27 protein-coding genes and 2 pseudogenes are annotated in these 24,873 nt (G+C 50.7%); 27 read left to right on the forward strand and 2 right to left on the reverse strand.

Annotation, left to right across the window (positions count from 1 at the left end; translation table 11 throughout):
* Nucleotides 1-209 precede the first annotated feature (209 nt).
* The 5 genes and pseudogenes from HY774_02365 to HY774_02385 all read left to right on the forward strand — a co-directional run bounded on the left by HY774_02365 (nucleotide 210) and on the right by HY774_02385 (nucleotide 2,838).
* On the forward strand, nucleotides 210-770 hold the full coding sequence (locus HY774_02365; protein ID MBI4747303.1) for an exonuclease domain-containing protein: 561 nt from the start codon (nucleotides 210-212) through the stop codon (nucleotides 768-770).
* A gap of 72 nt (nucleotides 771-842) precedes the next feature.
* On the forward strand, nucleotides 843-1,526 hold the full coding sequence (locus HY774_02370; GenBank protein MBI4747304.1) for a class I SAM-dependent methyltransferase: 684 nt from the start codon (nucleotides 843-845) through the stop codon (nucleotides 1,524-1,526).
* 169 nt (nucleotides 1,527-1,695) lie between these two features.
* A pseudogene (locus HY774_02375) lies at nucleotides 1,696-1,930 on the forward strand (SEC-C domain-containing protein).
* Between the two features lie 158 nt (nucleotides 1,931-2,088).
* Nucleotides 2,089-2,532: a hypothetical protein gene (locus HY774_02380; GenBank protein MBI4747305.1), complete on the forward strand. Its 444-nt coding sequence runs from the start codon at nucleotides 2,089-2,091 to the stop codon at nucleotides 2,530-2,532.
* A 63-nt stretch (nucleotides 2,533-2,595) separates the two neighbouring features.
* Nucleotides 2,596-2,838: pseudogene (locus tag HY774_02385) on the forward strand (AbrB/MazE/SpoVT family DNA-binding domain-containing protein).
* 33 nt (nucleotides 2,839-2,871) lie between these two features.
* Here the strand turns inward: HY774_02385 and HY774_02390 are convergent.
* Entirely contained in the window at nucleotides 2,872-3,117 is a 246-nt protein-coding gene (locus HY774_02390) for a hypothetical protein (protein MBI4747306.1), read from the reverse strand.
* Between the two features lie 125 nt (nucleotides 3,118-3,242).
* Between HY774_02390 and HY774_02395 the strand changes: the two genes are divergently transcribed.
* From HY774_02395 to HY774_02445, 11 genes are all read left to right on the forward strand, one after another.
* Nucleotides 3,243-3,650: a hypothetical protein gene (locus tag HY774_02395; GenBank protein MBI4747307.1), complete on the forward strand. Its 408-nt coding sequence runs from the start codon at nucleotides 3,243-3,245 to the stop codon at nucleotides 3,648-3,650.
* Between the two features lie 9 nt (nucleotides 3,651-3,659).
* On the forward strand, nucleotides 3,660-4,172 hold the full coding sequence (locus HY774_02400; protein MBI4747308.1) for a DUF4240 domain-containing protein: 513 nt from the start codon (nucleotides 3,660-3,662) through the stop codon (nucleotides 4,170-4,172).
* 199 nt (nucleotides 4,173-4,371) lie between these two features.
* Nucleotides 4,372-4,614: an AbrB/MazE/SpoVT family DNA-binding domain-containing protein gene (locus HY774_02405; protein MBI4747309.1), complete on the forward strand. Its 243-nt coding sequence runs from the start codon at nucleotides 4,372-4,374 to the stop codon at nucleotides 4,612-4,614.
* A gap of 2 nt (nucleotides 4,615-4,616) precedes the next feature.
* Nucleotides 4,617-4,949 carry an endoribonuclease MazF gene (gene mazF / locus HY774_02410; GenBank protein ID MBI4747310.1) on the forward strand — a complete coding sequence of 111 codons (333 nt, stop codon included), beginning with the start codon at nucleotides 4,617-4,619 and terminating at the stop codon, nucleotides 4,947-4,949.
* A 62-nt stretch (nucleotides 4,950-5,011) separates the two neighbouring features.
* Entirely contained in the window at nucleotides 5,012-5,374 is a 363-nt protein-coding gene (locus HY774_02415; GenBank protein ID MBI4747311.1) for a hypothetical protein, read from the forward strand.
* Nucleotides 5,375-5,402: 28 nt separating this feature from the next.
* Entirely contained in the window at nucleotides 5,403-5,939 is a 537-nt protein-coding gene (locus HY774_02420; protein MBI4747312.1) for a hypothetical protein, read from the forward strand.
* An 86-nt stretch (nucleotides 5,940-6,025) separates the two neighbouring features.
* Nucleotides 6,026-6,379, forward strand: a complete 354-nt coding sequence (locus tag HY774_02425; protein MBI4747313.1) for a hypothetical protein — start codon at nucleotides 6,026-6,028, stop codon at nucleotides 6,377-6,379.
* Between the two features lie 140 nt (nucleotides 6,380-6,519).
* Nucleotides 6,520-7,113: a hypothetical protein gene (locus HY774_02430; GenBank protein MBI4747314.1), complete on the forward strand. Its 594-nt coding sequence runs from the start codon at nucleotides 6,520-6,522 to the stop codon at nucleotides 7,111-7,113.
* Nucleotides 7,114-7,156: 43 nt separating this feature from the next.
* Entirely contained in the window at nucleotides 7,157-7,543 is a 387-nt protein-coding gene (locus tag HY774_02435; GenBank protein ID MBI4747315.1) for a hypothetical protein, read from the forward strand.
* A gap of 34 nt (nucleotides 7,544-7,577) precedes the next feature.
* Nucleotides 7,578-8,054 carry a macro domain-containing protein gene (locus tag HY774_02440; GenBank protein MBI4747316.1) on the forward strand — a complete coding sequence of 159 codons (477 nt, stop codon included), beginning with the start codon at nucleotides 7,578-7,580 and terminating at the stop codon, nucleotides 8,052-8,054.
* 62 nt (nucleotides 8,055-8,116) lie between these two features.
* The gene (locus HY774_02445) at nucleotides 8,117-8,422 is read left to right on the forward strand and encodes a hypothetical protein (protein MBI4747317.1); all 306 of its coding nucleotides are present in this window, start codon (nucleotides 8,117-8,119) and stop codon (nucleotides 8,420-8,422) included.
* 257 nt (nucleotides 8,423-8,679) lie between these two features.
* Here the strand turns inward: HY774_02445 and HY774_02450 are convergent, their stop codons facing one another.
* Nucleotides 8,680-9,549, reverse strand: coding sequence for a hypothetical protein (locus tag HY774_02450; protein ID MBI4747318.1), 870 nt, complete (start codon nucleotides 9,547-9,549; stop codon nucleotides 8,680-8,682).
* 269 nt (nucleotides 9,550-9,818) lie between these two features.
* On the opposite strand from HY774_02450, the gene HY774_02455 reads away from it, so the two are divergent.
* From HY774_02455 to hutU, 11 genes are all read left to right on the forward strand, one after another.
* Nucleotides 9,819-10,640 (forward strand): sterol desaturase family protein, encoded by an 822-nt coding sequence (locus HY774_02455; protein ID MBI4747319.1) that lies wholly within the window; start codon nucleotides 9,819-9,821, stop codon nucleotides 10,638-10,640.
* A gap of 184 nt (nucleotides 10,641-10,824) precedes the next feature.
* Nucleotides 10,825-13,113, forward strand: a complete 2,289-nt coding sequence (locus tag HY774_02460; protein ID MBI4747320.1) for a diguanylate cyclase — start codon at nucleotides 10,825-10,827, stop codon at nucleotides 13,111-13,113.
* Nucleotides 13,114-13,394: 281 nt separating this feature from the next.
* A complete protein-coding gene (locus HY774_02465; protein MBI4747321.1) occupies nucleotides 13,395-13,961 on the forward strand; it encodes a sigma-70 family RNA polymerase sigma factor in 567 nt (188 codons plus the stop codon).
* Between the two features lie 47 nt (nucleotides 13,962-14,008).
* A complete protein-coding gene (locus HY774_02470) occupies nucleotides 14,009-15,319 on the forward strand; it encodes a DUF4349 domain-containing protein (GenBank protein ID MBI4747322.1) in 1,311 nt (436 codons plus the stop codon).
* Nucleotides 15,320-15,513: 194 nt separating this feature from the next.
* A complete protein-coding gene (locus HY774_02475) occupies nucleotides 15,514-16,170 on the forward strand; it encodes a class I SAM-dependent methyltransferase (protein ID MBI4747323.1) in 657 nt (218 codons plus the stop codon).
* 157 nt (nucleotides 16,171-16,327) lie between these two features.
* Complete coding sequence (locus HY774_02480; GenBank protein MBI4747324.1) at nucleotides 16,328-20,050, forward strand: protein kinase; 3,723 nt, start codon at nucleotides 16,328-16,330, stop codon at nucleotides 20,048-20,050.
* A 211-nt stretch (nucleotides 20,051-20,261) separates the two neighbouring features.
* On the forward strand, nucleotides 20,262-20,483 hold the full coding sequence (locus tag HY774_02485) for a hypothetical protein (protein MBI4747325.1): 222 nt from the start codon (nucleotides 20,262-20,264) through the stop codon (nucleotides 20,481-20,483).
* Between the two features lie 198 nt (nucleotides 20,484-20,681).
* On the forward strand, nucleotides 20,682-21,044 hold the full coding sequence (locus HY774_02490; protein ID MBI4747326.1) for a hypothetical protein: 363 nt from the start codon (nucleotides 20,682-20,684) through the stop codon (nucleotides 21,042-21,044).
* Nucleotides 21,045-21,146: 102 nt separating this feature from the next.
* Nucleotides 21,147-21,698 (forward strand): 16S rRNA (guanine(966)-N(2))-methyltransferase RsmD, encoded by a 552-nt coding sequence (gene rsmD, locus HY774_02495; GenBank protein ID MBI4747327.1) that lies wholly within the window; start codon nucleotides 21,147-21,149, stop codon nucleotides 21,696-21,698.
* 190 nt (nucleotides 21,699-21,888) lie between these two features.
* A complete protein-coding gene (locus tag HY774_02500) occupies nucleotides 21,889-22,842 on the forward strand; it encodes a MoxR family ATPase (protein ID MBI4747328.1) in 954 nt (317 codons plus the stop codon).
* A 184-nt stretch (nucleotides 22,843-23,026) separates the two neighbouring features.
* A complete protein-coding gene (hutU, locus tag HY774_02505) occupies nucleotides 23,027-24,676 on the forward strand; it encodes a urocanate hydratase (protein MBI4747329.1) in 1,650 nt (549 codons plus the stop codon).
* Nucleotides 24,677-24,873: the final 197 nt, after the last annotated feature.

A 24,873-nucleotide genomic window follows, 5' to 3' on the forward strand; every position in this document is an offset into this window, starting at 1 on the left:
CAATCGCGCAAAAAAGATCTATCAACATCATACCAACACTCTCCTTTTTGGTGTCCACCACCGAATTTTCATTTTGTAAATGATACCAAAAATGAGAGTTGTTGGTTATTTTTTCGTTTTTCTTACGTCGAACTCACGTTATTCAGTTCCAGGCATGCTGTCTGAACCTTTGTGGTTCAATGGGTTACACAACCGTTGAGTTTAACTTTATGCGCTACGTGATTGTTGATCTGGAAGCCACCTGCTGGGAAAATACCCGCCGACCCGACCGGATGGAAATCATTGAGATTGGGGCGGTTCATCTGGCTTCGGCGGTGGGGCCTGATACGGATGAATTCGGGCGATTTGTGCGTCCGATTGTCGAACCAACCCTCAGCGACTTCTGCACCCAACTCACCTCCATTACTCAGGCGGAGGTTGATGCGGCAGAGACGTTTCCAACGGTTTTTGCCGACTTTCTCGACTGGATTGGGCCAGAACCGTTTGTGCTGTGTTCGTGGGGCGCCTATGACCTGGGTCAATTTCGCACTGACTGCCTGCGCCACAAGGTTCCCTTTCCTGAGACTTTTGAGCGGCATGTCAATCTGAAAAAAGAGTTTGCGCGAGTGTTTGGAATCCGTCCGTGTGGAATGGCCAAAGCTCTGGCTCACGCGGGGCTCACGCTCAAAGGAACCCATCATCGCGGGATTAACGATGCCCGCAACATTGCCAGACTGGCCGAACTGGTTTTGCCGCAACTTGAACAAACAGGTTTTATTGAAGGGCTGTGATAAGGCTCTCCTCCCAGATATGGCTTATTGTTTGTATCCAGGGAACTTCAGTGCCAGAGTTAACCTCTTTCTATGGCGGATTCTGTCGAAAAAATACAATCAGACTTCAACCGAATCGCACAGCTCACAGAAAGCGATCCTCCGCATCCGATTCTGTATCAGGTATTTTTACTCCAACAAGTGCCGAAGAATTGCGCACATGTGCTTGATGTCGGATGTGGTACAGGTAATTTTGCGCGGTTACTGGCAACACGTGCAGAACGTGTTACTGGCATTGATCTGTCTCCCGAAATGATTCGGATTGCTCGAGCACAACAACCAGTGCTGGAAAATATTGAATACCATTGCGGGGACTTCTTTGAATTTCCTTTTGAGACTGAATCTTTTGATTGTGTAGTGTCACTTGCAACGCTTCACCATTTTGAACTTCAATCAGCGCTGACACGAATGAAAACGATTCTCAAGCCGGGCGGTACGCTCATTATCCAGGACTTGCGGACTGATGCAACTTTGATTGAACGGATGTTATCTGTCGTAGCCCTGGGCGTCACGACCTGGCGAAACCTGTGGTACACAGGCCAGTTTCGTCAAAGACGCGAGAGCCGAACTGCCTGGCAGGAACATGCCCAGGGAGAACAGTACCTGACAATGAACGAAGTTAAAGAACTCTGTCATACGCTTCTGCCGGGAGCAACTGGCTATCGTCATCTTCTTTGGCGGTATTCGCTGGTGTGGACAAAGCCACTCTCTCAATGACTGGATTGCTCTCTCATTGGGACAACAAAGTACCCAGTCGGCTGATAAATGGGCAATGAGAAACAGTGACGAAAATCAAAAAGTGTGGGCAATGATGTCAATCATTTGCTACACTGCCCTGCCCTGAAAATGCGGCAAATCCATCTTTTCAAGGAGGATATGGTTATGGATACCAACGAATTCGAGGAAATGTACTGCTTTTGAGCCCTCAAGCAAACGACGCAAGGGCTTCCCATCCGAAACCCACGTGAAGCGTGGGCATCGTGTTGTTCACACAGAGAAAGAGCTTCAGGAAAAACTTGGCCGAAACGACCTCTGCCCATGCGGCTCTGGTCACCGATTTCAAACACTGCTGTCTTGCCACCGGCAGGTTTGATGGCTCGCTCCGTGACCATTACTTTTAGAGAATGAAACTGACTGAAGGTACACTCTGGCTCACAGAGTGTACCTTTTCCAAAAACTACACTGCCAAAGGCATTCAAACCACTGCTCAAGAAAGGGTTTTATGAACCAGATCACTCTGAGAATAGTGTTGATATGTGTTTGTTTGATAACAGGTTCAGTGCCGGTCTTTTCTCAGGAACCGAATGCCGAAGTTCCCTTTTTGGGAAAGAAGCTGGAAGTGTACGAACTCCGTCCTGGGCTGGCTATTACTGTGATTCGAAATACAGCCGGTCATATCAAAAAGTATCACATTGTCCCAATTCACCTCACTGGCGAATCTATTGGTTCCTGGGTTTCTCTAAATGAGACAGTGGTCAAAGAACTTATTGACGAACTGGTTCCTCGTGAACTCCGGGGAGCAAAAAATCAATTCCATGGCATAACTCTTTGCTCCGGTGGGTCCTGCTCAACTTACTATGGCTATGAGCGGGTTTCCATTCACTACATCTGGCCCTCCAGACCTTCAGCAAGTCAACCAGTTCTAACCATTGAGTTTCTGGATCAGGTTGAGGCTGGATCAGGAAATCAACCAACTGGTCAGGCCGAGGCAAATTTCCAATAAATCCTGCCTTGTCAATTCCACTTTATCAACATATCTTCTTTGTTGATACAAAAGAGTACCGTCATGAAAATTCAGGTTCAAAAATGGGGCAATAGTCTTGCGTTGCGCATTCCTAAATCGTTTGCCATTGAGACCAAAATTGATCAAGGAACGATAGTGGAACTTTAACTAATTGATGGCAAACTGGTTATCGAACCAGTTACCGAGATCAATTACTTACTTGATCAGTTATTGGCCAGAGTGACGGCGGAAAATCTCCACTCTGAAATTGACTTCAGCTCGCCGGAAGGGAATGAGGTCTGGTGAGCCTGAGCTATAACTGAGATGCTAAATATCCAACTAAACCATCTGGCCGCTCCTTTGGACTGGTACCAAAAACAGCGATGCAATATCTTTCTCCTTTTCCTGGCTTTCGAAAAACATTGATCCTGGAGCGACGTGAAGAAGAACTTCGTCATGCAATAAAATGCAATCTGAAGCTTGAGAAAATCCAACGAGCCGCAGAACGAGTTCGAACAGCGCACCTTCATCTATTAAAAGCGCTTCGCCACGAACTGGCTCCGTGTGATGAAGCGAATGAAGCATCCCTTATCCGGCTGCAAAACCTATCCCGTGCATCTGAGGAGTGGGAGCACAAACCTGTTGAGACAATCATTCAAATGTATGGAGATGACCAGACCTGATCAAATCCAGGGGTTTTATGCTGTGGAGTGTGGCATCAAGTTATCGCACTCTTCTTGAAAGATTTTGACATGGGAACTTTTACCTGTGAATGTGGTCACGTAATTCGTGACACGACCTATCCAACTGATGGTGCCGGTATGCTTTACTGGGAAGCAGATCAGGAAGCGATACATGTTCAAGCAACAAGCGCCGTGCGTGACTTTCTCGCAGTGCGTGCCAGTTATCAGCGGGATTGGTGGCTGAGATCTTTCTTTTCCACTGAGTATCCAGTTGACCTGGATGATGCAGCTATCATTGATGATATTTACTCAAAATTTGCATTTGAGTATGGCCTGAGCGTGTACCAGTGCCCAAAATGTCAGCGAATATATGTGCAAAAAAGGTCATTTGAAAATCGGTGGATTGGGTACAAAACCGAGTTTGATACAAAATGAGGAACCAAAATGGAACGAGATGCCTTCTGGCAATTAATTAATACGGTTCGAACCGAAGCCAGGAATGATGAAACACAATTTGAATCAATCCTCATTCCTCACTTAGAGAAGCTGGAACTCACTGATTTGGTTGAATTTGACTATCATCTCAGAGAACTCGTCGCCCAGGCATATCTCAACCAACTCTGGGGTGCAGCCTACATTATCAACGGAGGTGCTTCGGGAGACGGATTTTATTACTTTCGGTCGTGGCTGGTGATGCAGGGCAAAGAGGTGTATGAAAAAGCGCTGACGGATCCAGATTCACTGGTCGAAGTCTGCGACCAGATCAATTCGGACGCTGAGGCTGAGGAAGTTCTCTATGCTGCAGTCAATGTGTATCGGGAAAAAACAGATGAAGACTTTGAGTCAATGATTGATCCGGGTGATATTGGGGAGGTCTGGCCGACAGATCCTGATTGGAAGGAAGAAGACCTGCCACAACTGTTTCCTCGACTCAGTGCACGATATAAAGATGACTAATACCATTTAGGGGTCAGGGTATCGGGGCCAGAGGTCAGGGAAATACAATTTTTTCAATAATTTAGCTATTTGCTCATACAAGGTCACCATTCCAAAATGGTATAAGTCCGCTTTGACCGACTCAATCACTCGCCAAATCACACCTTGTCAAATTCACACCGCCAGCGTATCTTCTTTGTTGATACAAAGGAGTCTTATCATGAAAATTCAGGTCCAAAAATGGGGCAATAGTCTTGCTCTGCGTATCCCTAAATCGTTTGCCGTTGAAACCAAAATTGATCAAGGAACGATGGTTGAACTTCAACTGATTGATGGCAAAATGGTTATCGAACCAGTTGCCAAAGCTGATTACGCGCTTGATCACTTATTGGCTGGAGTGACGGCGGAAAATCTCCATTCTGAAATTGACTTCGGCTCGCCGGAAGGAAATGAGGTGTGGTGAGCATGAGTTATGTTCCACATCGAGGCGATCTTGTATGGCTCAATTTTGATCCCCAGGCAGGCCACGAACAGGCTGGAAAACGCCCAGCCGTTGTGATTTCTCCGCTAGCCTATAATCAGAAGGTTGGCCTGGCGTTGTTTTGCCCGATTACCAACCAGGTCAAGGGCTACCCATTTGAGGTGGCAATCCCAGGTCATTTAAAGATCAAGGGGGTTGCTTTATCTGACCAGGTGAAGAGTCTTGATTGGAAAGCACGTCGAGTGGAGTTCATTGATCATCTCCCACAAACCACAATGGATGAAATCCTCAATAAAATCAAAACTTTAATTGGGTAATCACCTGCTCTTTTCCAGGCCAGAAAAACACCGCAAAATGTGAAAGTGAGGAAAACGAAAAGATGGTACTGACTGAACCTGAGATCCAACAAGTCATCAGTCAGGTAAAAACTGCGTTCCCAAATCTAACCGATTGGCAATTTAATAATGAAGAGAATGACGAGTACTTTGGATTTTCGATTTGGGCGTGTTATACCCTTGAACCTGAAAAGCTTAGGGCAAGACGTTTCTTTATCACGTTTGATACGTTTGATCTCACCTGGCGTGGGTATTTGAGCGTTGGGAAACCCGTCTATCTCTGGTCCAGCACTGAGGAAGGTGATGCTTTTTTGGTTGATACCGCCCCCTGTCAAACGATAGACGAAGCCATTCGCAAACTGAAAGCTCAAATCACAAACCTGCTCAATATTTTTTGCACCACTTGATTCCATCTCTTCCTCTTTCCATATCGCTATGAAAAACAAGGATTTATCTATCACCACGTTGAAAAAGTACCTGAAAGGTGCTTCGCACGAACAACTTGTCAGTGAAATTGCTGAACTTTTTTCCAGGTTTGAGCCGGTGCGGGATTACTACCAGACCAAACTTGCACCGGAAGATACTTCCACCGTGATAAAGAAGTACAAGGCAATCATCAAAGATGAATTTCTCCCGGCACGTGGGTATGGGGAAGCCAGGCTTTCTGTCGCCAGAAAAGCCGTGATGGACTACAAGAAAATTGGTCCGCCCCCTACGTCACTGGCAGACCTGATGCTGTACTATGTCGAAATTGGAGTTGGGTATACCAATGCCTATGGTGACATTAATGAGGCTTTCTACAACAGCATGGAAACCATGTATTTGAGAGCCGTCGAATTTATCGTGAAACATAATCTTGAAGACGTGTTTGAAGCCCGTTGCGAGCAGATTGTTGAGGATACCCAAAATATTGGATGGGGATTTCACGACACACTCAACGAGATTTACAACGACACCTTCAAATCCTGGTAGTAGACAAGGAGAACACGATGCCGAAAACCCCAAGTAAAGCAATTCGGGGATGGGTATCTTCACCCCCAATCCCAGCCAAATCAAAGATGACCGATGATTTCAAAGTAGAAGTCACCAATGCCTGTGAAAAACTTATCGAGGAACTCAAACCCAAGCACATTAAGGAGCCTCCCGTGGATGCGACCTGGAATTACATCACCAATCTGTATCTTAAATGGCACCAGCGCTATTTATATTTCTGTGCTGAGTATACTTGCCCGTCACCAAATGCGATGGCTCCAACATTTGAAAGTCGTTTTGCCCGCTGGGAATATGTCGGTGACAATCGCTTTAACCTGGCTTACCTGAGGCATACAGGGCAGTGGTTTGAAACACACCAGAAATGCTCTTTGGATCAGTGCCTTAATGCCCTGCGCACCGACCCATTGTTTTTCCCATAGAGAGAACCTTCCGGCATACGGTTGACAGGGTTATGGTCTGCCATCAGGCTATGACCAAGAAACCATAGACATTCACTATCCTACCCGGCACGACACCCCCAAATCCTTTGAGCTGAGAAAAACCGCTCACAGAGAACCCTATGATCCGAATCATCAGCACAACCATTGCCCGTTGGTACTCAACACCCGTTATGGTTTGCTTTTTGATTCTGGCAACTGTGTTGCTCTGGGTGTTCAATTTTTCAAGCCTCCCAATTTCCAATTCTGAACTCATCAAACTGAGCGGCGGTCAGGGTTTGCTGGACCTGAAGCTGTATTATTCCGGTCACGAAGCGACTCAAATTTTGGCCAGTTATGGGGATGCTGGCCGTGCGTTTTATCGCAATTACCTGATCTTTGATTTCTTCTTTCCGCTGATGTACGGCTTTGGGCTGGCGTGGATGCTGACGTTGATTGCCCGCAAAGCCTTTGGCCCCAACTCGCGCTGGATGCACGTCAACCTCCTGCCAGTCGGAATTGCCAGCGCCGACTACGTGGAAAACTTGTGTATTTTGTGGATGCTACAGGCTTTCCCGGAAAATAATCTCTGGGCTGGAACCGTGGCTGGAATAGCGACCGTCACGAAACATATCCTGACAATTGGCACGTTGCGATGCATGGCCGTGGGCAGTGGAGCGCTGGTCGCTCGTCGGTATGGATTCTTTCAGCGGTGGCTCAAACCGCAGAACCTTTAACTTTCCAATCACCTCAGTTGATTCATTCCCAACGGTCACAACCATGAAAATACCAAAAGCCTTCCGCGTTGTTCTGGTCGTAATTGCAGTAGCTTTGCCTGGCGCCAGTGTCTTCTGGTATTGCAACTATGGTCCAACTGCTTTTGATCCAGTTGTTTGGCGACAAGGCGAGCAGGCTGAGTTTTCACCGGATGCGCCGCGACTTCGGATGGCGGATCAACTGGTTCAATCAAAAGTACTGGTTGGGAAGCCGAAACCCGAAATCCTGGCAATGCTCGGCGCACCTTCGCAAACAGATAAGTTCAATGAGTACGACCTTGTCTACTGGCTTGGTGCGGAGCGAGGCTTCATCAGCATTGACAGCGAATGGCTGGTCCTCAAATGTACTGAGAGTGGTATCGTGAAAGAAGCTCGCATTGTGCGGGATTAAACTACTTTTTCCCACCCCGAATTTCTGATGATGTATGACTGCAATTCAATATCTCCAGGGAGACGCAACCTCTCCGCAAGCCAAAGGAAATAAAATCATTGCCCACATTTGCAATGATATTGGCGGTTGGGGGCGCGGATTTGTACTGGCGATTTCACGCCGGTGGCCAGCTCCTGAAGCAGCCTATCGAACCTGGCACCGCGAGCGAGCCTCCAACGACTTTGCACTGGGCGCCGTCCAACTGATTCAGGTTGAGCCATATCTGTGGGTTGCCAATATGATTGGGCAACACGGAATGAAAACCGGAAGTAAAGGGCCTCCAATTCGGTACGAAGCCGTGGCCGAATGTCTCGGTAAACTTGGGGATCTGGCAACCCTGCACTCAGCTTCGGTTCATATGCCCCGGATTGGCTGTGGGCTGGCGGGTGGCAAATGGGAACACATTGAACCGCTTATCAAACGCACGCTTTCTGAGCGCGAGATTGCCGTCTATGTGTATGACTTTGCCTGAGGCATTTCTGGCTTTTGATGATTGATCCATTCTTTCTGAATTGAGCAACTGGGAGATCAACTATGTGGCTGGAGATTGCAATTGTTGCCACAATTTTTGCCATTGGGAACATTCTGTTTGGGCACTTTGAAGTTGAAACACCAAAATGGCGACGTGTGCTCAAAGTCTTTATTATTCTTGGGCTTACCGGGTTAATTTCAGCCACCGCTGGACGCCCATGGTCGTTTATCTTCATTGCCTTGCTGCTCCCTGGACCAATTGTAATTCACGTCTGGTGGCTACCGCGCCATGGCATCAACGGATGGACCGGCGAACCAAAAGAAAAATACTATGCACTGCGTGGCTGGAAGCTTCCCGACAAGAACTGAACTCACACGCCACTTCCAAAAATCCCAAGACATTTTTAACCACGAAATACACGAAAAACACGAAAAGAATCAAATACTTATACAAATAATTTACAGATAGACAGCAATTCTTAGTTAGGAAATAAAGAAAGAGTACTTTTTTCCCCTCTGAAGCGAGGAGACTTCTGAGCCCAGAAAATAAAAACCGGCTGGGCAAGCTCGAAAGCCGTCCCAGCCGGTGAGTTCTTTATTCTTCATCCTCAATTCTTCATTCTTTATCACCCTTCGTCATCGTCCAGGATCTTGATGTCGGTCTTAAACTGTTTGTAATTGGTATACCGGACTTCCATTTTCATCCGAATTGAAGAACCGCCTTCGAAATCAAGCGTGTCGAGCGCGTAGGTATAGGTTGGGAACCAGTACTTTCCATCAATATTTTCACGGTAGGTTTCAAATCGCGGGAAACGTTCCTTCCCTTCCGGCAAGGCTTTACCAAAGGTTTTCACAATCATCAAATCCTGGTCATCTACCCAGATACGGCCTTGAAACACCCGTTCACCGCCATCCCGTTCATACTTCGGGATGCTTTTTGGCCGCACATCAAAGACATAGGTATCAATTTCATCCAGGCGCTCTTTGCTGACATAGGTCACATTGTATTTGGGGAGGTCTTCGGTCGTGAGCGAGAACGGCTGGACACTCGCCAGGTCGCGCAAATCGTTGGGTGTGATCAATAACCCCTGCAACGTTGATTGTGGGAACCGGACAATGCGTTCAGTCCGCCGGCCATCGTCGGTGAACAAGATATCGGAGACTCGATAAAACTCGCCGTTCGGACGGTCGTCAAAATCCAGGGTTTGAATCCGGACTTCCTGGCGAAAGGTGTAGTTGGCACGGGCATCGCGAAATTCAGATTCCTTGGCGGCAAACCGGCGGATGACTTCCTCGTTGGCCAGCGGGCTGCCTTTCTTCGCTGGTACCGGCGTTTTGGATTGTGACATCGGCGTTGGAAGCTCTCGTTCCTGACCGCCGTTCCCACTGGCGGATGTCAGTGAGTACTGTCCGGACAGCAACAAAACGATTCCACACAGAAATAACACCACACGTTGCTTCATCCCAAAAGATGAAGGCACTTTCCTGGTCACCATAAAATCGGTCTCCTCAAAGAAAGAATTTTTTCGAATTGGGTAAAGAATGATAAATGGTTGTGAGTCGCAGTTCGCAAGAGTTCGATTCTAACTGAAAACGGTTGAGGACCAAGTGCTTTCTGCAAGTCTCAAGATCAATGATTGAATCGCGGTTCGGATGTGGGCAAATCTCTGGATGTTGTCTTCACGAATTGTGTAAACTATGCGTATCGCGCTACCTTCTTTCGCTCTAACCCTTTCCCTGGACATCACTTCCCCTGAATTGATTTATGAAGACTTTGATCTGGTTTGCGGCACCTGGATTTGCATTGTTGATTCTGTTGGAAACCCTCTATGACTTCTGGCAAAAGACCCACGAGTATGAAGTCAAAGACACCATGACCAATATCACACTCGGGTTTGTCAGCATGTTTATGGATATAGGCTGGAAACTGTTCATTCAGGTTCCAGCTTACTGGCTGGTGTATACCCTGACGCCGTTACGGATCCCCCAAACCTGGTGGTCGTGGGTCATCGTGATGATTCTGGTTGATTTTGCCTATTACTGGTTTCACCGTTTCAGCCACGAAAGCCGGTTTTTCTGGAATTTTCACGTGGTTCATCATTCAAGCGAGCATTACAACCTGAGCGTGGCTGTGCGCCAGAGCTGGTTTGGAGGTGCGGTGTCGTGGATATTTTATGCACCGATTGTCTTGATGGGGTTTGACCCGGTGATGATTCTCACATCCTACGCCATCAATTTGATTTACCAGTTTTGGATTCATACCAAATTCATCAAATCCCTCGGCCCGTTAGAAGCCATTCTCAACACACCAGCCCATCACCGGGTTCATCACGGTGTCAACGAGCCCTATCTCGACAAAAATTATGCCGGCATGTTGATCATCTGGGATCGAATGTTTGGCAGTTTTACACCTGAAATTGAACCGCCGCGTTACGGCATCATCAAGCCGCTCAGAAGCTTCAATCCGGTTTGGGCCAATTTTCATGCCTGGGTCGAAATGGTTGAAACCATGCGAACGCGTGTCGGGCTGAGTGAAAAACTGCGGTGTCTCTGGTCAGCACCAGCGATGCTGCCGAAAGCACAGTGACGACCGACACCCAAAGATCAGCCACAAGAAAATCAGGGACGCATCAGATTCACGGGTGCGTCCCTGAGCTGTTTGGGCATACAAAAAACTGCAAATTGACAATGTTCAACGGGTTGTATACCTTTGCAGCCTGACTGCTCACACAAATACCCACCCCTCTCCCGCGAAGGAAACCTCAAACAATATGGCATTCGATAAAGAGAAATCTCTGAAGTTGGCTGGGAAGTATGTCCAGCAGGGCAAAATTGCCGCCGCCATCGAGGAATATCGGAAAATTGCCTATGCAGACCCCTACGATCTCAACATTTTAAATACCCTTGGCGACCTGCACGCCAAAAACAATCAGCCGGAAGAAGCAGCACTCCAATTCCTGCGGGTGGCCGAATCCTATCGGGATTCGGGTCAGACCAACACGGCGATTGCGGTCTATAAAAAGATTCTCAAGCTCAATCCGTCAAACATTGAAATTATGTTGACGCTGGCGGATCTCTATACCAGGCAAAAGCTGCTGGTTGAGGCCCGTCAACTCTACCTTGGTTTGATTGACCTGCACCGACAGAGCGGGCAAAACCGACAGGCACTCCGGGTGATGGAACGCATTGCCAATATTGACCCGGAAAACGCGGTCTTGCGGTTTGAAATTGCAGCGGGGTATCACCTGGAAGGGTTAAATCAGGAAGCCTTTGAATTTTACCTGCAAGCGGGCCAGGAGTTTTTCCGCAAAGGACGCGACACTGAAGCCGTTCAGGCATTTCAGCGTGCCCTTTCGATCAATCCGGATTCCAAACCGGCGCGCAAATCACTGGTTGAGGTATTGATTCGCCAGGGTGAAATCAAAACGGCGCTGGGAATGCTTGATTATCTGCTCAAACGAACCCCCGATGACATTGACCTGATCCAGTTGCTGGGACGGACCTATCTTGGGGCAAAAATGCTGGAATCAGCCGATGCCACATTTACCCACCTGGTCACCATAGATCCAAATCAGTATGAATCCTTGCTGGAGGTGGGCCGGGCCTATGCGGACAACAAACAATTTGACCATGCCATCACGCTCATTGGTCGCTCTCTCGATACCCTGCTCGAAAAGAAGCAGAAGAAAAAGGCAACCGGGCTCCTCAAACAAATCCTCAAAGCAGACCCAAACTACCTGCCAGCGCTGAAATTGCTGGCCAATATCTATTCACGAGTCCGTGAAAAACGAAATCTGGTGGCCACGCTCAATGCCATTGTTGAGGCATCGCTTCGCCAGGGACTTCAAACCGAAGCCAGTTATGCCCTGCAACAGTTGATGGAAGCCGAACCCAAGGAAGCCGCCCACAAGGAACAGTTTGATACCCTGGAGAAAAGCGAAGACCAGGAAACTTCAACATCAGCCACCAATCCTGATTTTCCACCGGGATTCGAATCAGCCTCGGCACTCAGTTCCTGGCAGCGAACCTTTCAAACCGGTAGCCAGGAAAATCCTTTTGCGGCAGGGGGTGCGGCATCGCCCTTTGGAGGAGCATCACCGTTTACAACGCCAGCCAAACGCGAGTCAGCCGAGGAAATCAGCTATGAATTCAGCGCTGAACTCCTGGAGCAGAGCATTGCCCAAAACCCGGAATTTGGGGCCGCCCGGCTGAAACTGCTTGAAGACATGGTGGCGGGGAACCCTGAATACATCGAAGCCCGACTCAAGCTGAAAGAACTCTATTTGACAAGCCGTCTCAAAGAGCGGGCAGCCCACCAGTGTTTGGAAATTGCCCGACTCTATGACGCCAGGAATGAGCCCGAACAGGCGAAAAAACTCCGCGATGAAGCCTATACACTCCATCCCGGATTGAAAGACCAGATGGCCGTACCAGCAACTCCAGTTGCGGCACCAGCCCCTACGCCAGTTGAAAGCTTTGCTCCCGCGTCCACGGTGGAGCGCCCATTCCAGTTTGCGGCAATCGAATCCAAGCCGTCTGAAGAAACCAATACCGAAGTCATGCTAGCGTTGCTCGGCATTGCCAGCCGTCGTCAGTTTGACAAATTTCTGGATCGTGAGTGGCGGCGCGCGGCCCGAAATCACGTCCCGATTGCCCTGGTGATTGTGGATATTGATTATTTCCGCTCATTCCGCGAAGGATTCGGCAATCAAAAAGGTGATGATCATCTCAAAGCCATTGCCCAAACCCTCAACGACGAACTCAAACGGCCTGGCGACCTCCTGGGATGTTATGACCATGATCAGTTGATTGTGTTACTGCCTGAAACCCCGCCGGATGGGGCATTGATTGTGGCTGAAAAACTCCGCGCCAAAATCGAAGCCCTCAGCCTTCCAAACCAGCGCTCGCCGAAAGGTGTCACCACCATTAGTTTAGGTCTGGCGGCACTGACCCCTCAACAACGCGCCACCGAAGCGTCATTGATTGACGCGGCTGAACTGGCGCTCTACCAGGCACAACGGGCTGGCGGAAACCGGGTTGTCAGCGGTCACCCTCTGTAAATGACAAAGTGACTATATGACAAGGTGACAGGGTGACAAAGTGACAAGGTGACAGGGTGACAAGGTGACAAGGTGACCATATGACAGGGTAACAATATGAAATATAACAGGTTCTCAATGATCACCCTGTCACCCTGTCACCCTGTCTCCTTGTCTCGTTGTCCCCCTATCCTGATCTCTACCTTTCTTTCCTCCGTCTTGTGGAACCTTTTCTTTCGCCCTGCGACTACATACCTGCTGATGAAACAGGTCAAACGCATGCGCGTCATTCACCCCAATTCATGAGCAAAACCGACGAAGAACTCATGCGTGATTTTCAGCGAGGCGACGAAGCTGCGTTTGCCGTGCTGTACAATCGCTATCGAGTTCTGATTTATCGCTTTCTGGCACGCAAAATCAGCAACCCACCCCGCGCTGAAGACCTGACGCAGGAAGTCTTTATGGCGGTGGTGCAGCATGCGCGCGAGTGGCGTGAAGAAGCATCGGTCAAGACGTATTTTTACCGCATCGCCTTTAACCGCGCCGTCAGTGAACTTCGTCGCAGTGAACACAAGGTCATGGTCGCCGAACAGGACCACGACTCAGAAGACGGGCCGCCACCCAAAGAAGCCGTCAGCACCGACTCGCCAGCCCAGGACTATGAAACTCGGGAACGGGCACGTCTGGTTCGCGAAGCACTCAAGGAAATTGACCCGGATTTCCGGGATGCGATCTTGCTCAAAGAGTATGAAGACCTGAAATATGAGGAAATCGCCGAGATTTTAAATGTTGCGGTTGGCACAGTAAAATCGCGCATCTTTCGCGGCAAGCTGGAACTCAAAAAACGACTCGAACACCTTTTTACCTGAGGCCGGATTTGGATTTCCCCAAGCCCTAAGCCCTAAGCCCTAAAGTTATGTCCGCTGAACACTCTGAAAAACAATTCGAAGCCTTTTGCGAAGACCTGGAAGCCTATGTTGAAGGCGCGCTTCCGGATGTGCGTCAGCGCGAAATCGAATCGTTTTTAAAAGATTCAGCCGAAGCCCGCGAACTCCTGGCTGAATTTCAGCAGGCGAACTCACTGTTTGCCGCTCCTGAATGGGACATCCCAGAACCACACCATCTCCCAACGGCTCAGGTTATCCTGGATCGAGCCCGCAAGCAGTTGCCCTTTTGGCATCGCTGGTGGCAACACGTGAGCGCTCTTTTGCCCAAACCCTTGACCTCGCCAGTTTTTGCCTCAGCCCTGGCACTAATGGTGCTCTTTAGCGCAACCTGGTATGTAGTGCGCCCGACATTTCTGTCAAAGCCGGAAATGACGGCGATGCAGAAAGATTCGGCGGCACCAGCGGTTGGAGCAGCACCAGCATCATCCACGGTTCCAGCGGCGCCCAGCAGCGAACCGACGGGTAGTACAGCCCGACCCGCAGAAGCTCCGGCTAAACAAGCGCCACCCGCTTCCCCGGCCCAGGCGGTGCCAGGTCCAACCCTGGGTGACGAACTGGATCAACCAGCCGCCGGTTTGAAAAAAGAAAAGTCCGCCATCGAAGGCCAGGCACATCCGCCATCTGGCGCCAGACTGGAAGAAAAGGCAAAAGCTGGTGAGGGTAAAAACGAACGCATGGATGCCGACGAGCTTGTGGCCCAAACCCAACCTGAAATGGCATCTGCCGCGCCCAAAAAAGCTGATGACTCAATTGCGTACAACAAAGTAGCGGCACCTTCGCCACCGCCAGCACCAGGGGCAGCCGGAGCAGCCGGAGCCGGACCGGCCAAACCCTCAACCACCATTACCGCTTCCGAAACGGAATCACCTGACCGCAAACGGAAAGCGGCCTCTGAATTTCGAGCCAATGCTCCCAAACCAGCCGACCCAGGATCAGACCGGCAGCAGCTTCGTTCGGTGACACTGGTCCTGGTACCGCCTAACCCGGAAACCGCTCGCACCCGCGTGGCCTCGGTAACCCAACAGACCGGAGGACAGGTCCTGTCGTCCAGGCAATCTGGAACAGCCTATTTGATTGTGACATCACGGATTCCGGCCTCCCAACTGGACGCCTATCTTTCAAAAATCCGGAGTTTGGGCACCATCACCAAACAACAACAAGAAGCCCTTTCAGCGGCAGCGCGTCGTGAAACTGATAAAAACCTGGGCCGTTCGAAAGATCTTCGTGATGACGAATCAGGCTATGTCACCGTGGTGGTTCAGATTCGATTGACAAAGTGACCACGTGACAAGGTGACCACGTGACAAGGTGACAGATTGGTTTTTCCAGGTCTGGAGAATTGGTTTACACAAAAAATAGGACAAACCCAGAAAATTTGGACAGACCCTGTGAGTCATTTATATTTCATGTGGTTACCTTGTCACCTTGTCACCTTGTCACCTTGTCACCCTGTCACCCTGTCACCCTGTCACCTATGCCCTCCCCACCTCCTCATCCTGATCTCCCGTACGGTTCAATTGCCAAAGGATATGACCGGGGAATGCGGTTCTTTGAGCGGCATCTCTTCGGATGGCGGCGGGCTGAATTAATTCCCAAAGCGACCGGAGATGTCCTGGAACTTGGGGCGGGAACAGGTGTCAATTTGATGCTTTACACCAGTGCCCGCTCACTGGTGCTGACAGACCCAGACCCGTTGATGCTGGAGAAAGCCCGGACCAAACCCCGGTTGCCAGGGCTTGACGTTCAGTTTATCGAGGCTTCCGCCGAGCAACTTCCCTTTCCCGATCAGAGTTTCGACACCGTGGTCGCGACCCTTGTGTTTTGCAGTATTCCCCGCCCAACAGTCGCCCTGGCTGAAATTCGGCGGGTACTGAAACCTGGGGGTAAATTACTCCTGCTTGAACATATCCGCCCTTCCCCGCTATTGTTAGGATTCATCACTGATTGTTTGACACCGCTCCAAAAACGGCTCTGCGGCGGCTGTCATCTCAATCGTCGAACGGTTTCCACAATTCAGGCCCAGGGATTTTCAATCCAACACGTCAGATTTTCTAAATTTGATGTTGTGGCAACCCTCGAAGCCACACTTTCTCATCCGAGTTCATCACCCATTGCTCGTTGGAAAACATGAAAGAATTCGGACTTTCAACTCACTTTGGGCAAGCTCTCGCGCTCGCGATTCATTCTATAAGCGATAAAGGCCACCCACCATGAACAGCCAGGATTCGGCACGCCCCATAAGCCGTTTCTGCAGACCACACCCTGTCTGGCGTGTGATCGTGCTCCTGGTGTCTCTGATCGGTCTTTCATCGCCGGGCCGGGCGCTGGAACCAGCCAAAAACATTACCCAATACATCCACGATGTCTGGCAGGATGAACTTCCACAGGTGTCAGTGTTGACAGTCGCCCAAACCCAAGATGGGTATCTCTGGCTTGGCACCTATGAGGGACTGGTCCGCTTTGACGGCATTCAGTTCAGCGTCGTTCACCCGCAAAATCTGAACATTCCCAAAAGCAACGGGGTCTTTTCCCTGTTTGAAGATTCACAGGCCCGCCTGTGGGTCGGAACAGTTGGCGGAGGACTCCTGTGCCTCAAGAATGGACAATTTTCTGGCTATTCAATCCAGAACGGGTTGCCAGATAACAGCGTGCGCGCCATTTGCGAAGATCAAAAAGGCAATATCTGGATTGGAACGGAAGATGGTCTTGGGTTGCTTGAAAATGGCAAAATCCGGGTATTTACCACTCGGGATGGCCTGGGCAGCAATGTGATTCGGACCCTCTGCTGCGATCAGGCCGGAAGAGTCTGGGTTGGCACTATTGGCGGCCTCTCGTGCTTTGAAAATGGCGCCTTTACCTGCCTGACCACAACCCAGGGACTGCCAAACAATCGGGTGAATGCAATTTATGAAGACCGCCAACATACCATTTGGGTTGGGACCGAAGGCGGGGGCTTGAGTCGGTGGCAAAATGGTCACTTTCAGAACTACACGGCTCAGCAAGGGCTCGCCAACAATATCATTTTGTCAGTTTTGGAAGACCGGGATGGCAATCTGTGGATTGGCACCGATGGTGGCGGGTTAAACCGGTTGAAAAAAGATGGGACCATCGCTCGCTTTTCGTCCAAAGATGGCCTTTCCCAGAATGCCGTTCGGTCACTCTTTGAAGACCGTGAGGGCAGTTTGTGGGTCGGCACCAGCAGCGGTCTCAATCGGCTTCGCGATGGGAAGTTTGTGACCTACACGGTCCAGGACGGGCTTTCAAATAACTACCTGCGGACGATTTTTGAAGACCGCCAGGGAACCGTCTGGCTTGGGAGCGAAGGTGGCGGGCTCACCAGCTTTCGAAATGGGGCATTTACTTCCTACACCACCGACCAGGGGTTAGCCAGTAACCTGGTGCGCACCGCTTGTGAAGATCTGGAAGGCAATATCTGGGTGGGAACCAACACCGGGCTCAGTTGCCTGAAAAATGGAACGTTTACCACCTATACCACCAAAGACGGGCTGGCGAATGACAACCTGTATGTCATTTATTGTGATCGGGCTGGCCGCATCTGGATTGGCACCGCCTTTGCCGGACTTAATGTGTATGAAAATGGCCGCTTTCATACCTACACCACCAAAGATGGGCTGGCCAATAACAGCGTGCGGGCGATTTTTGAAGATCGCCAGGGTGGGTTCTGGATCGGAACCAACAGCGGGCTCAGTTATTTCAAAAATGGTGTTTTCAAAAACTACACGACCCAAAGCGGAATCATCAACGACCGGGTCTTTGCCTTCTTTGAAGATACGGACGGATCAATCTGGATGGGCACCAATGGGGGGTTAGCCCACTTCGGCCAGGGCCGGTTTACCAATTACACGACCAAAGACGGACTGTTTGATGATGTTGCTTTTCAGATTTTGGAAGACAATCAGGGCCAGTTCTGGATGGGGTGCAACAAAGGGCTTTACTGTGTTCCCAAACGGGCATTTGAACAGCTTGACCGGCGGGAAATTGCCGTGCTGCCCTGTGTGTCATATGGCAAAACGGATGGCATGCGGACCAATCAGTGCAATGGCGGCTCACAGCCATCCGCCTGGAAAACCCGAAATGACAAACTCTGGTTTCCAACCGCCAAGGGTGCCGTGGTCATTGATCCAATGTCCATCAAATTAAATCAACTGGCACCACCCGTTGTCATTGAGGCGGTGGTGCAAGGTTCTGAAAAATTTGTTCCGTCAACGTTCCTGACCTTTGAACCTGGAGAAAATCGGTTTGAGTTTCGTTATGCCGGGCTCAGTTACCTGGCCCCTGAAAAAGTTCGGTTCAAATGCAAGCTGGAAGGCTTTGACCCGACCTGGGTTGATGTCGGGACCCGGCGCGTGGCCTACTACACCAATTTGCCCGCCCGTACCTACACCTTCCGGGTCATGGCGTGCAATAACGATGGCGTCTGGAACGAAATTGGCACCAGCTTTCGCTTTCGATTAAAACCACCACTCTGGCAAACGTGGTGGGCTTATACACTGTACCTGCTTACGATTGCCGCCGTGATCTATGGCAGCGTGCAGTGGCGATTGAACCAGTTACATCGCCGGGCGCTGTTGCTGGAAAGCAAAGTGGTTGAACGAACCCAGGAACTGGCCCAGGCTAACCAGCAGTTAGAAAGTTCACAAAAAGAAACCCTGTGGAAAAATGAGCAACTCCTGGTGGTCAATCAGGAAGTCGAGCGCAAAAACGAGCAACTTGACCGTAAAAACCGTGAGCTGGATACCAAAATTGCCGAATTGGCCAAAAAGAACGACGAACTGCTGGCGTCGCAAAAACAGGCGGATCGAATCTTTTCAGCCTTAGCCGAAGCATTACCCGGCACGGTGCTGGATGGCAAATATCGGCTCGATGAAAAAATCGGGAGCGGTGGGTTTGGCGCCGTTTTCCGAGCTGCTCACCTTGGCCTCAATCGCCCGGTGGCGATCAAAGTCTTTAAACCCAAACCTGGAAACGATTCACCGGAAGCGGTTGAGCGGTTTCGCCGGGAAGGAATTTCCGCCTGCCGGGTCAATCATCCCAATGCCATCACGGTCCTTGATTCCAGTATTTCATCCGAAGGTATCGCCTATCTGGTGATGGAACTGCTGGAAGGCCACACGCTGACCAGCGAGCTGCAGCGAGCGGGGCGGCTCTCACTCAAACGATGCGCCGAAATCATCCTTCCGGTGTGCCAGGTGCTTGACGAAGCGCACCGGGCCGGACTCGTCCACCGCGATATCAAGCCTGACAATATCTACCTCCATCAAACCAAAGAAGGCGAAATCGTCAAAGTTCTGGATTTTGGAATTGCCAAGTTGATGGACGATACCAACGACTCAAATCTCCAAAATCTGACTGAAACGGGTGGCATTGTCGGTACCCCAACCTATATGTCACCGGAACGCCTGAAAGGTGATGAGTATGATGGACGGGCCGATGTGTACAGTTTGGGGATTGTGCTTTATGAAATGCTCTCTGGGCGAGTGCCCTTTCAGCCTTCCAGCCGAGGGGTGGTTGAGGTCATGCTCAAACATCTCAATCACCAGCCGCCGCCGTTGCGCGATACGTTGCCGGATTTACCAATCAGTGTTGAGTTTGTGGTCATGGCCTCGCTTCGGAAGGTGGCCACTGATCGCCCAAACGCGATTGAGTTTGGAAACTTACTGTCCAGGGCCGTGGCTGAGAGTCTCGGGGTGGATCAGGAAGTATTTTATCGAAGCGGCCCCATTACCGCGCCACTCCCGCTTCCAACTCAGCAACTGGACAGCCAGCAAACCAACTATCACCATCTGGCTCATGCCGAAACACTGCATGGGGCATTTACCATGGAGGATCATCCCACGATTGTGGGGAATCGCTGGGACAAAGATGATACGCCGACTATCATCGGCCACCAGCCCCTGACAACCAATGTTATTTCGGAAGCCGCTTCGGAACGAACCACGGAGCGAAAACTCACTGAAAAAGTTATCCCCAAAGAAGAAACCCTGACTTGAAACAACCAGCGGGGCACGGTAACATAACAACCCTTTCTGTCTCGTCACCTTTCTGTTCAACAATCCAGTAATTCCCAAATTGAACTTCTTAAGAATGGAGGCAAAGGCAATCTACACGATGCGAGAATACACCGAACTGCGGGCAGGTTAACCAGCAACGACCAACTGTCTGGCGCGCTTGCCCTGAAAGAAAACAACCAGGAGGTTTCTTATGGGTAAGCAAATGGCACCGCTTGACGCTCTTTCTGACCGCAATCGAATCGCCGAGATTGAAAGCACCCGCCCCAGTACGACGCGACTGGATTCAACTGACGATGACCTGCTTTCGGTGTTGGCCAAAGCCACCGAAAATGTTCGCGCTCAACAGGTGTTTGCCTGGGAGCAAATCCGCCGTCAGTCCCAATACCGGGCAGCCGGATCACACTTTTGGTAAATCCACCAATCACTCACTGAATTTGAGGTTTCGGTGTAGGCAGCACTGTGGCTGCCGCCGAAACCTCAATTGTTTTTGGCCGGTGACTGCCGTTATCCATCAGAAAGTATTGCGCTTTTGAAACCGGGTGGTTTACAAATTGGGTTCAATCCGGCTCAATTCAGCCTCATCCAATTTTTCGCTCCCAGGTGCCCGCCAATGACCCACGAAGAAATAGAGCGGACGATTCAGTTTTTGCTGGATCAAACAGCCAAACTCACCACCGACCTGGAGTGGGTGACCAGTTCGCACGCATCACTCCTCCATAATGTGGATCGGCTGGCAACCGTGGTCAGCAAGCTGGCCAATGCCGTCGAGAAAGTCATTGACATTCAGGAACAGGTGGCCGTTCGCGAAGCCGCCAGACCCGTCCAGCAGGCCGAACAGCAACGCCAGGTTGATGAAAAACTGGAAGATTTGTCAGAGCGAGTGGATATTTTCATTACCACCGTCGAACGCTATATCTCGGAAAAACAGCATCGCCGCCGGATATCAAAAAAGTCGCCATCAGATGGCGAATGATCCCTTAAATGGAAATGAACCAGCGTTTCCCTGGGCAAAAATGGGCAAAAAATCGCAAATCATCCCGATTTATGCTAACGTGCGACGCTTTTGTGGAAAACCATGCGCATCATTTCCGGACAATTCAAAGGCAGGCGGATCCGAACCGTTGATGGACTCAGTGTCCGACCAACGTCGGACCGGCTGCGTGAAACACTCTTCAATATCTTGTCAACGCAGGTTGTGGAGGCCCGCTTTTTAGATCTGTGTGCCGGCTCAGGCGCGGTTGGAATTGAAGCCTGTAGCCGAGGCGCCAGTCAGGTCACCTTTGTTGAAAATGCACGGCATGCCGTCCGAATGCTGATTGACAACCTGACCGCACTCGGGATTGAAGATGGCGTTGAGCTGATCCAGCGTGATGTACTCAAAGCGCTCAAGCAATTGATGACGGAAGAACGCGCCTACGATTTCATTTTTTTTGATCCGCCCTACGCCTCACCCGTCTATCAACCGGTGTTGAAACAACTGGGTGAAAGCAAGCTGCTGTCACCCGACGGATGGCTGGTGGTTGAGCACCACGCCAAGCAAACGCTGCCGGAAACGGTGGGCCTGCTGCGCCGCTTTCGCGAAGTCCGCCAGGGCGAGACGTCGTTGAGTTTTTATGCCAATGTGTAGTCAGTAGTCAGTAGTCAGTAGTCAGTAGTCAGTAGTCAGTAGTCAGTAGTCAGTAGTCAGTAGTCAGTAGTCAGTAGTCAGTAGTCAGTAGTCAGTAGTCAGTAGTCAGTAGTCAGTAGTCAGTAGTCAGTAGTCACTACTGACGACTGACCTGCTTTTATCCTCATTCTTTCCCTATACCCCACCCAAAATGTCCCAATACGTTCAACAAGTTGTCGATCATGTTCGGTATCAGCTTCATCAAGTGATTGTCGGTCAGGACGCAGTGATTGATCAGGTATTGATCGGATTGCTCGCTGAAGGACACGTGCTGGTTGAAGGCGTTCCCGGTACGGCGAAAACCCTCCTGGTCAAAACTCTGGGGATGATCCTGGGTGCCCATTTCAACCGCATCCAGTTCACTCCGGACTTGATGCCGGCAGATGTGACCGGAACCAATATCGTCAATCTCAACACCGGGTTATTCACGCTCCGCCAGGGACCAATTTTTACGGACCTGCTGCTGGCTGACGAAATCAACCGCACCCCTCCGAAAACCCAGGCGGCGTTGCTCGAAGCCATGGAAGAACGGCAAGTGACGATTGATGGCGAACGGCATCCGCTCTCGCCGTTATTTATGGTTCTCGCCACCCAGAATCCGATTGAGTACGAAGGCACCTACCCCCTTCCCGAAGCCCAGTTGGACCGGTTTCTGCTCAAAATCCTGATTGACTATCCGTCAATTGAAGAAGAGTTGCAGGTCATCAGCAACTGGAATTCCGGGTTTAATGCCAAGCGACTGCAGGAACTGAACCTGACACCGCTTTCTGATCTGGCTATTGTGAGCGAATGTCGCCGATTGGTGCGAGCGGTAACCGCCGAGCCTGGGATTCAACGCTATATCGTCAATATCATTCGCCATTCCCGAAACTTCATCCACCTGAGTTGGGGGGCCAGCCCCCGCGCGGCGGTTGCCCTGCTGATGTGCAGCAAAGCCAATGCGGCGATGCAGGGACGTGCCTTTATCACACCGGATGACGTCAAAACGGTGGTCAAACCCGTGCTCCGCCATCGCATCGTGCTTCATTCGGAGGCTCAGGTGGCGGGCATCACGCCTGATCAGGTGGTAGATGATCTGGTCGCACGGGTGGAAGTGCCAAGGTAAGGAAGAAAGTGGTTAGTGGTTAGTGGTTGGTTCTTAGTTCCTGGTTCTTCTTTGAAAGCATTGATTTCTAACCACTAACCACTCACCACTCACTACTCACCACTCACCACTCACCACTCACCACTTTCTTCCTTCTCCATTCTCAATTCTTCATTCTTCATTCTTCATTCTTCATTCAAAACCTATGTCACGAATTATTCGCGCCCCGCGGGGCACCACACTCAGTTGCAAGGGCTGGCATCAGGAAGCCGCCCTGCGGATGTTAATGAACAATCTGGATCCGGACGTTGCCGAGCGACCCGAAGCCCTGGTTGTCTATGGAGGAACGGGCAAAGCTGCCCGCAACTGGCAATGTTTTGATGCCATTGTGCGTAGCCTGCAGAGCCTCGAAAACGATGAAACTCTGCTGGTGCAGTCTGGGAAACCAGTTGGGATCATTCGCACGCACGAATTTGCTCCCCGCGTCCTGATTGCCAATTCAAATCTGGTTGGAAACTGGGCCAACTGGGATGAATTTCGCCGACTGGAAGAACTTGGCCTCCTGATGTATGGCCAGATGACGGCGGGAAGCTGGATCTATATCGGCACCCAGGGCATTTTGCAGGGCACGTATGAAACCTTTGCCGCTGTTGCAGATCGCGATTTCGGCGGCACGCTTGAAGGAAAACTGGTGGTAACTGGTGGGATGGGAGGCATGGGTGGAGCGCAACCGCTGGCAGCCACGATGAATGGCGCCGCCTTCCTGGGTATTGATGTGGATCCGGCCCGGATTGAAAAACGCATTCAGACTGGCTACTGCGACCGAATGACTTCCAATCTCGACGAAGCGCTCACCTGGCTTGACGAAGCCCGCTCCCGAAAATCACCGCTTTCGGTTGGTCTGGTTGGAAACTGTGCTGAAGTGTTGCCGGAAATGGTTCGGCGCGGGATTGTCCCTGATGTCCTCACCGATCAAACCAGTGCTCACGACCCGCTCAATGGCTATGTTCCCGCAGGTCTTTCGCTGGATGAAGCCGACACGCTCCGCCGTGAAAACCCGGTCGAATACGTCAAGCGGTCGCAAGCCTCGATGGGAACTCATATTCTGGCCATGCGGGCGCTGCAGGATCGAGGCGCCGTAACGTTTGACTATGGGAACAACCTTCGCAAACAGGCTGAAATTTCAGGGGTTACTGATGCCTTCAAAATTCCGGGCTTCGTCCCGGAATACATCCGCCCGCTGTTTTGTGAAGGCAAAGGACCGTTTCGCTGGGCGGCGCTTTCGGGCAACCCGGAAGATATTCGCAAAACCGACAGCCTCGTCCAGGAAATGTTTCCGCACAACGAGTCATTGCAACGCTGGATTCGACTGGCAAGTGAAAAAATCCACTTCCAGGGTCTTCCGGCACGGATTTGCTGGCTGGGTTATGGTGAACGGGCGGAATTTGGCGTGGCGCTCAATGAACTGGTTCGCCGTGGACAGGTCGAAGCACCAATTGTCATTGGGCGCGACCATCTGGACTGCGGGTCGGTGGCGTCTCCGTATCGTGAAACCGAAGCTATGAAAGACGGGTCGGATGCGATTGCCGACTGGCCGATTTTGAACGCGCTCGTCAACACGGCCTCGGGCGCCAGTTGGGTTTCGTTCCATCACGGCGGAGGCGTCGGCATTGGATACAGCCTGCACGCTGGTCAGGTCACCGTGGTGGACGGCACCGACGAATCAGCCAAACGCGCCGAGCGTGTGCTGACTAACGACCCGGCCATGGGCGTTTTCCGGCACGTTGATGCCGGGTATGAGGAAGCCGACCACACCGCCGAAACCAAAGGCGTGAAAATCCCGATGAAACCCTAACCACGCTCCTCAAAAAATGACAAGATGACCAAATGACAGGGTGACAGAGTGACACGGTGACTTTTTGACAAGATGAGACAGTGATGATTTATCACCTTGTCATCCTGTCACCCTGTCATCCTGTCACCTTGTCATCCTGTCACCTTGTCATCCTGTCACCTTGTCACCTTGTCATCCTGTCAATGAATCACCTTGCC

Source organism: Acidobacteriota bacterium, from assembly GCA_016208495.1.
GTDB lineage: Bacteria > Acidobacteriota > Blastocatellia > Chloracidobacteriales > Chloracidobacteriaceae > JACQXX01.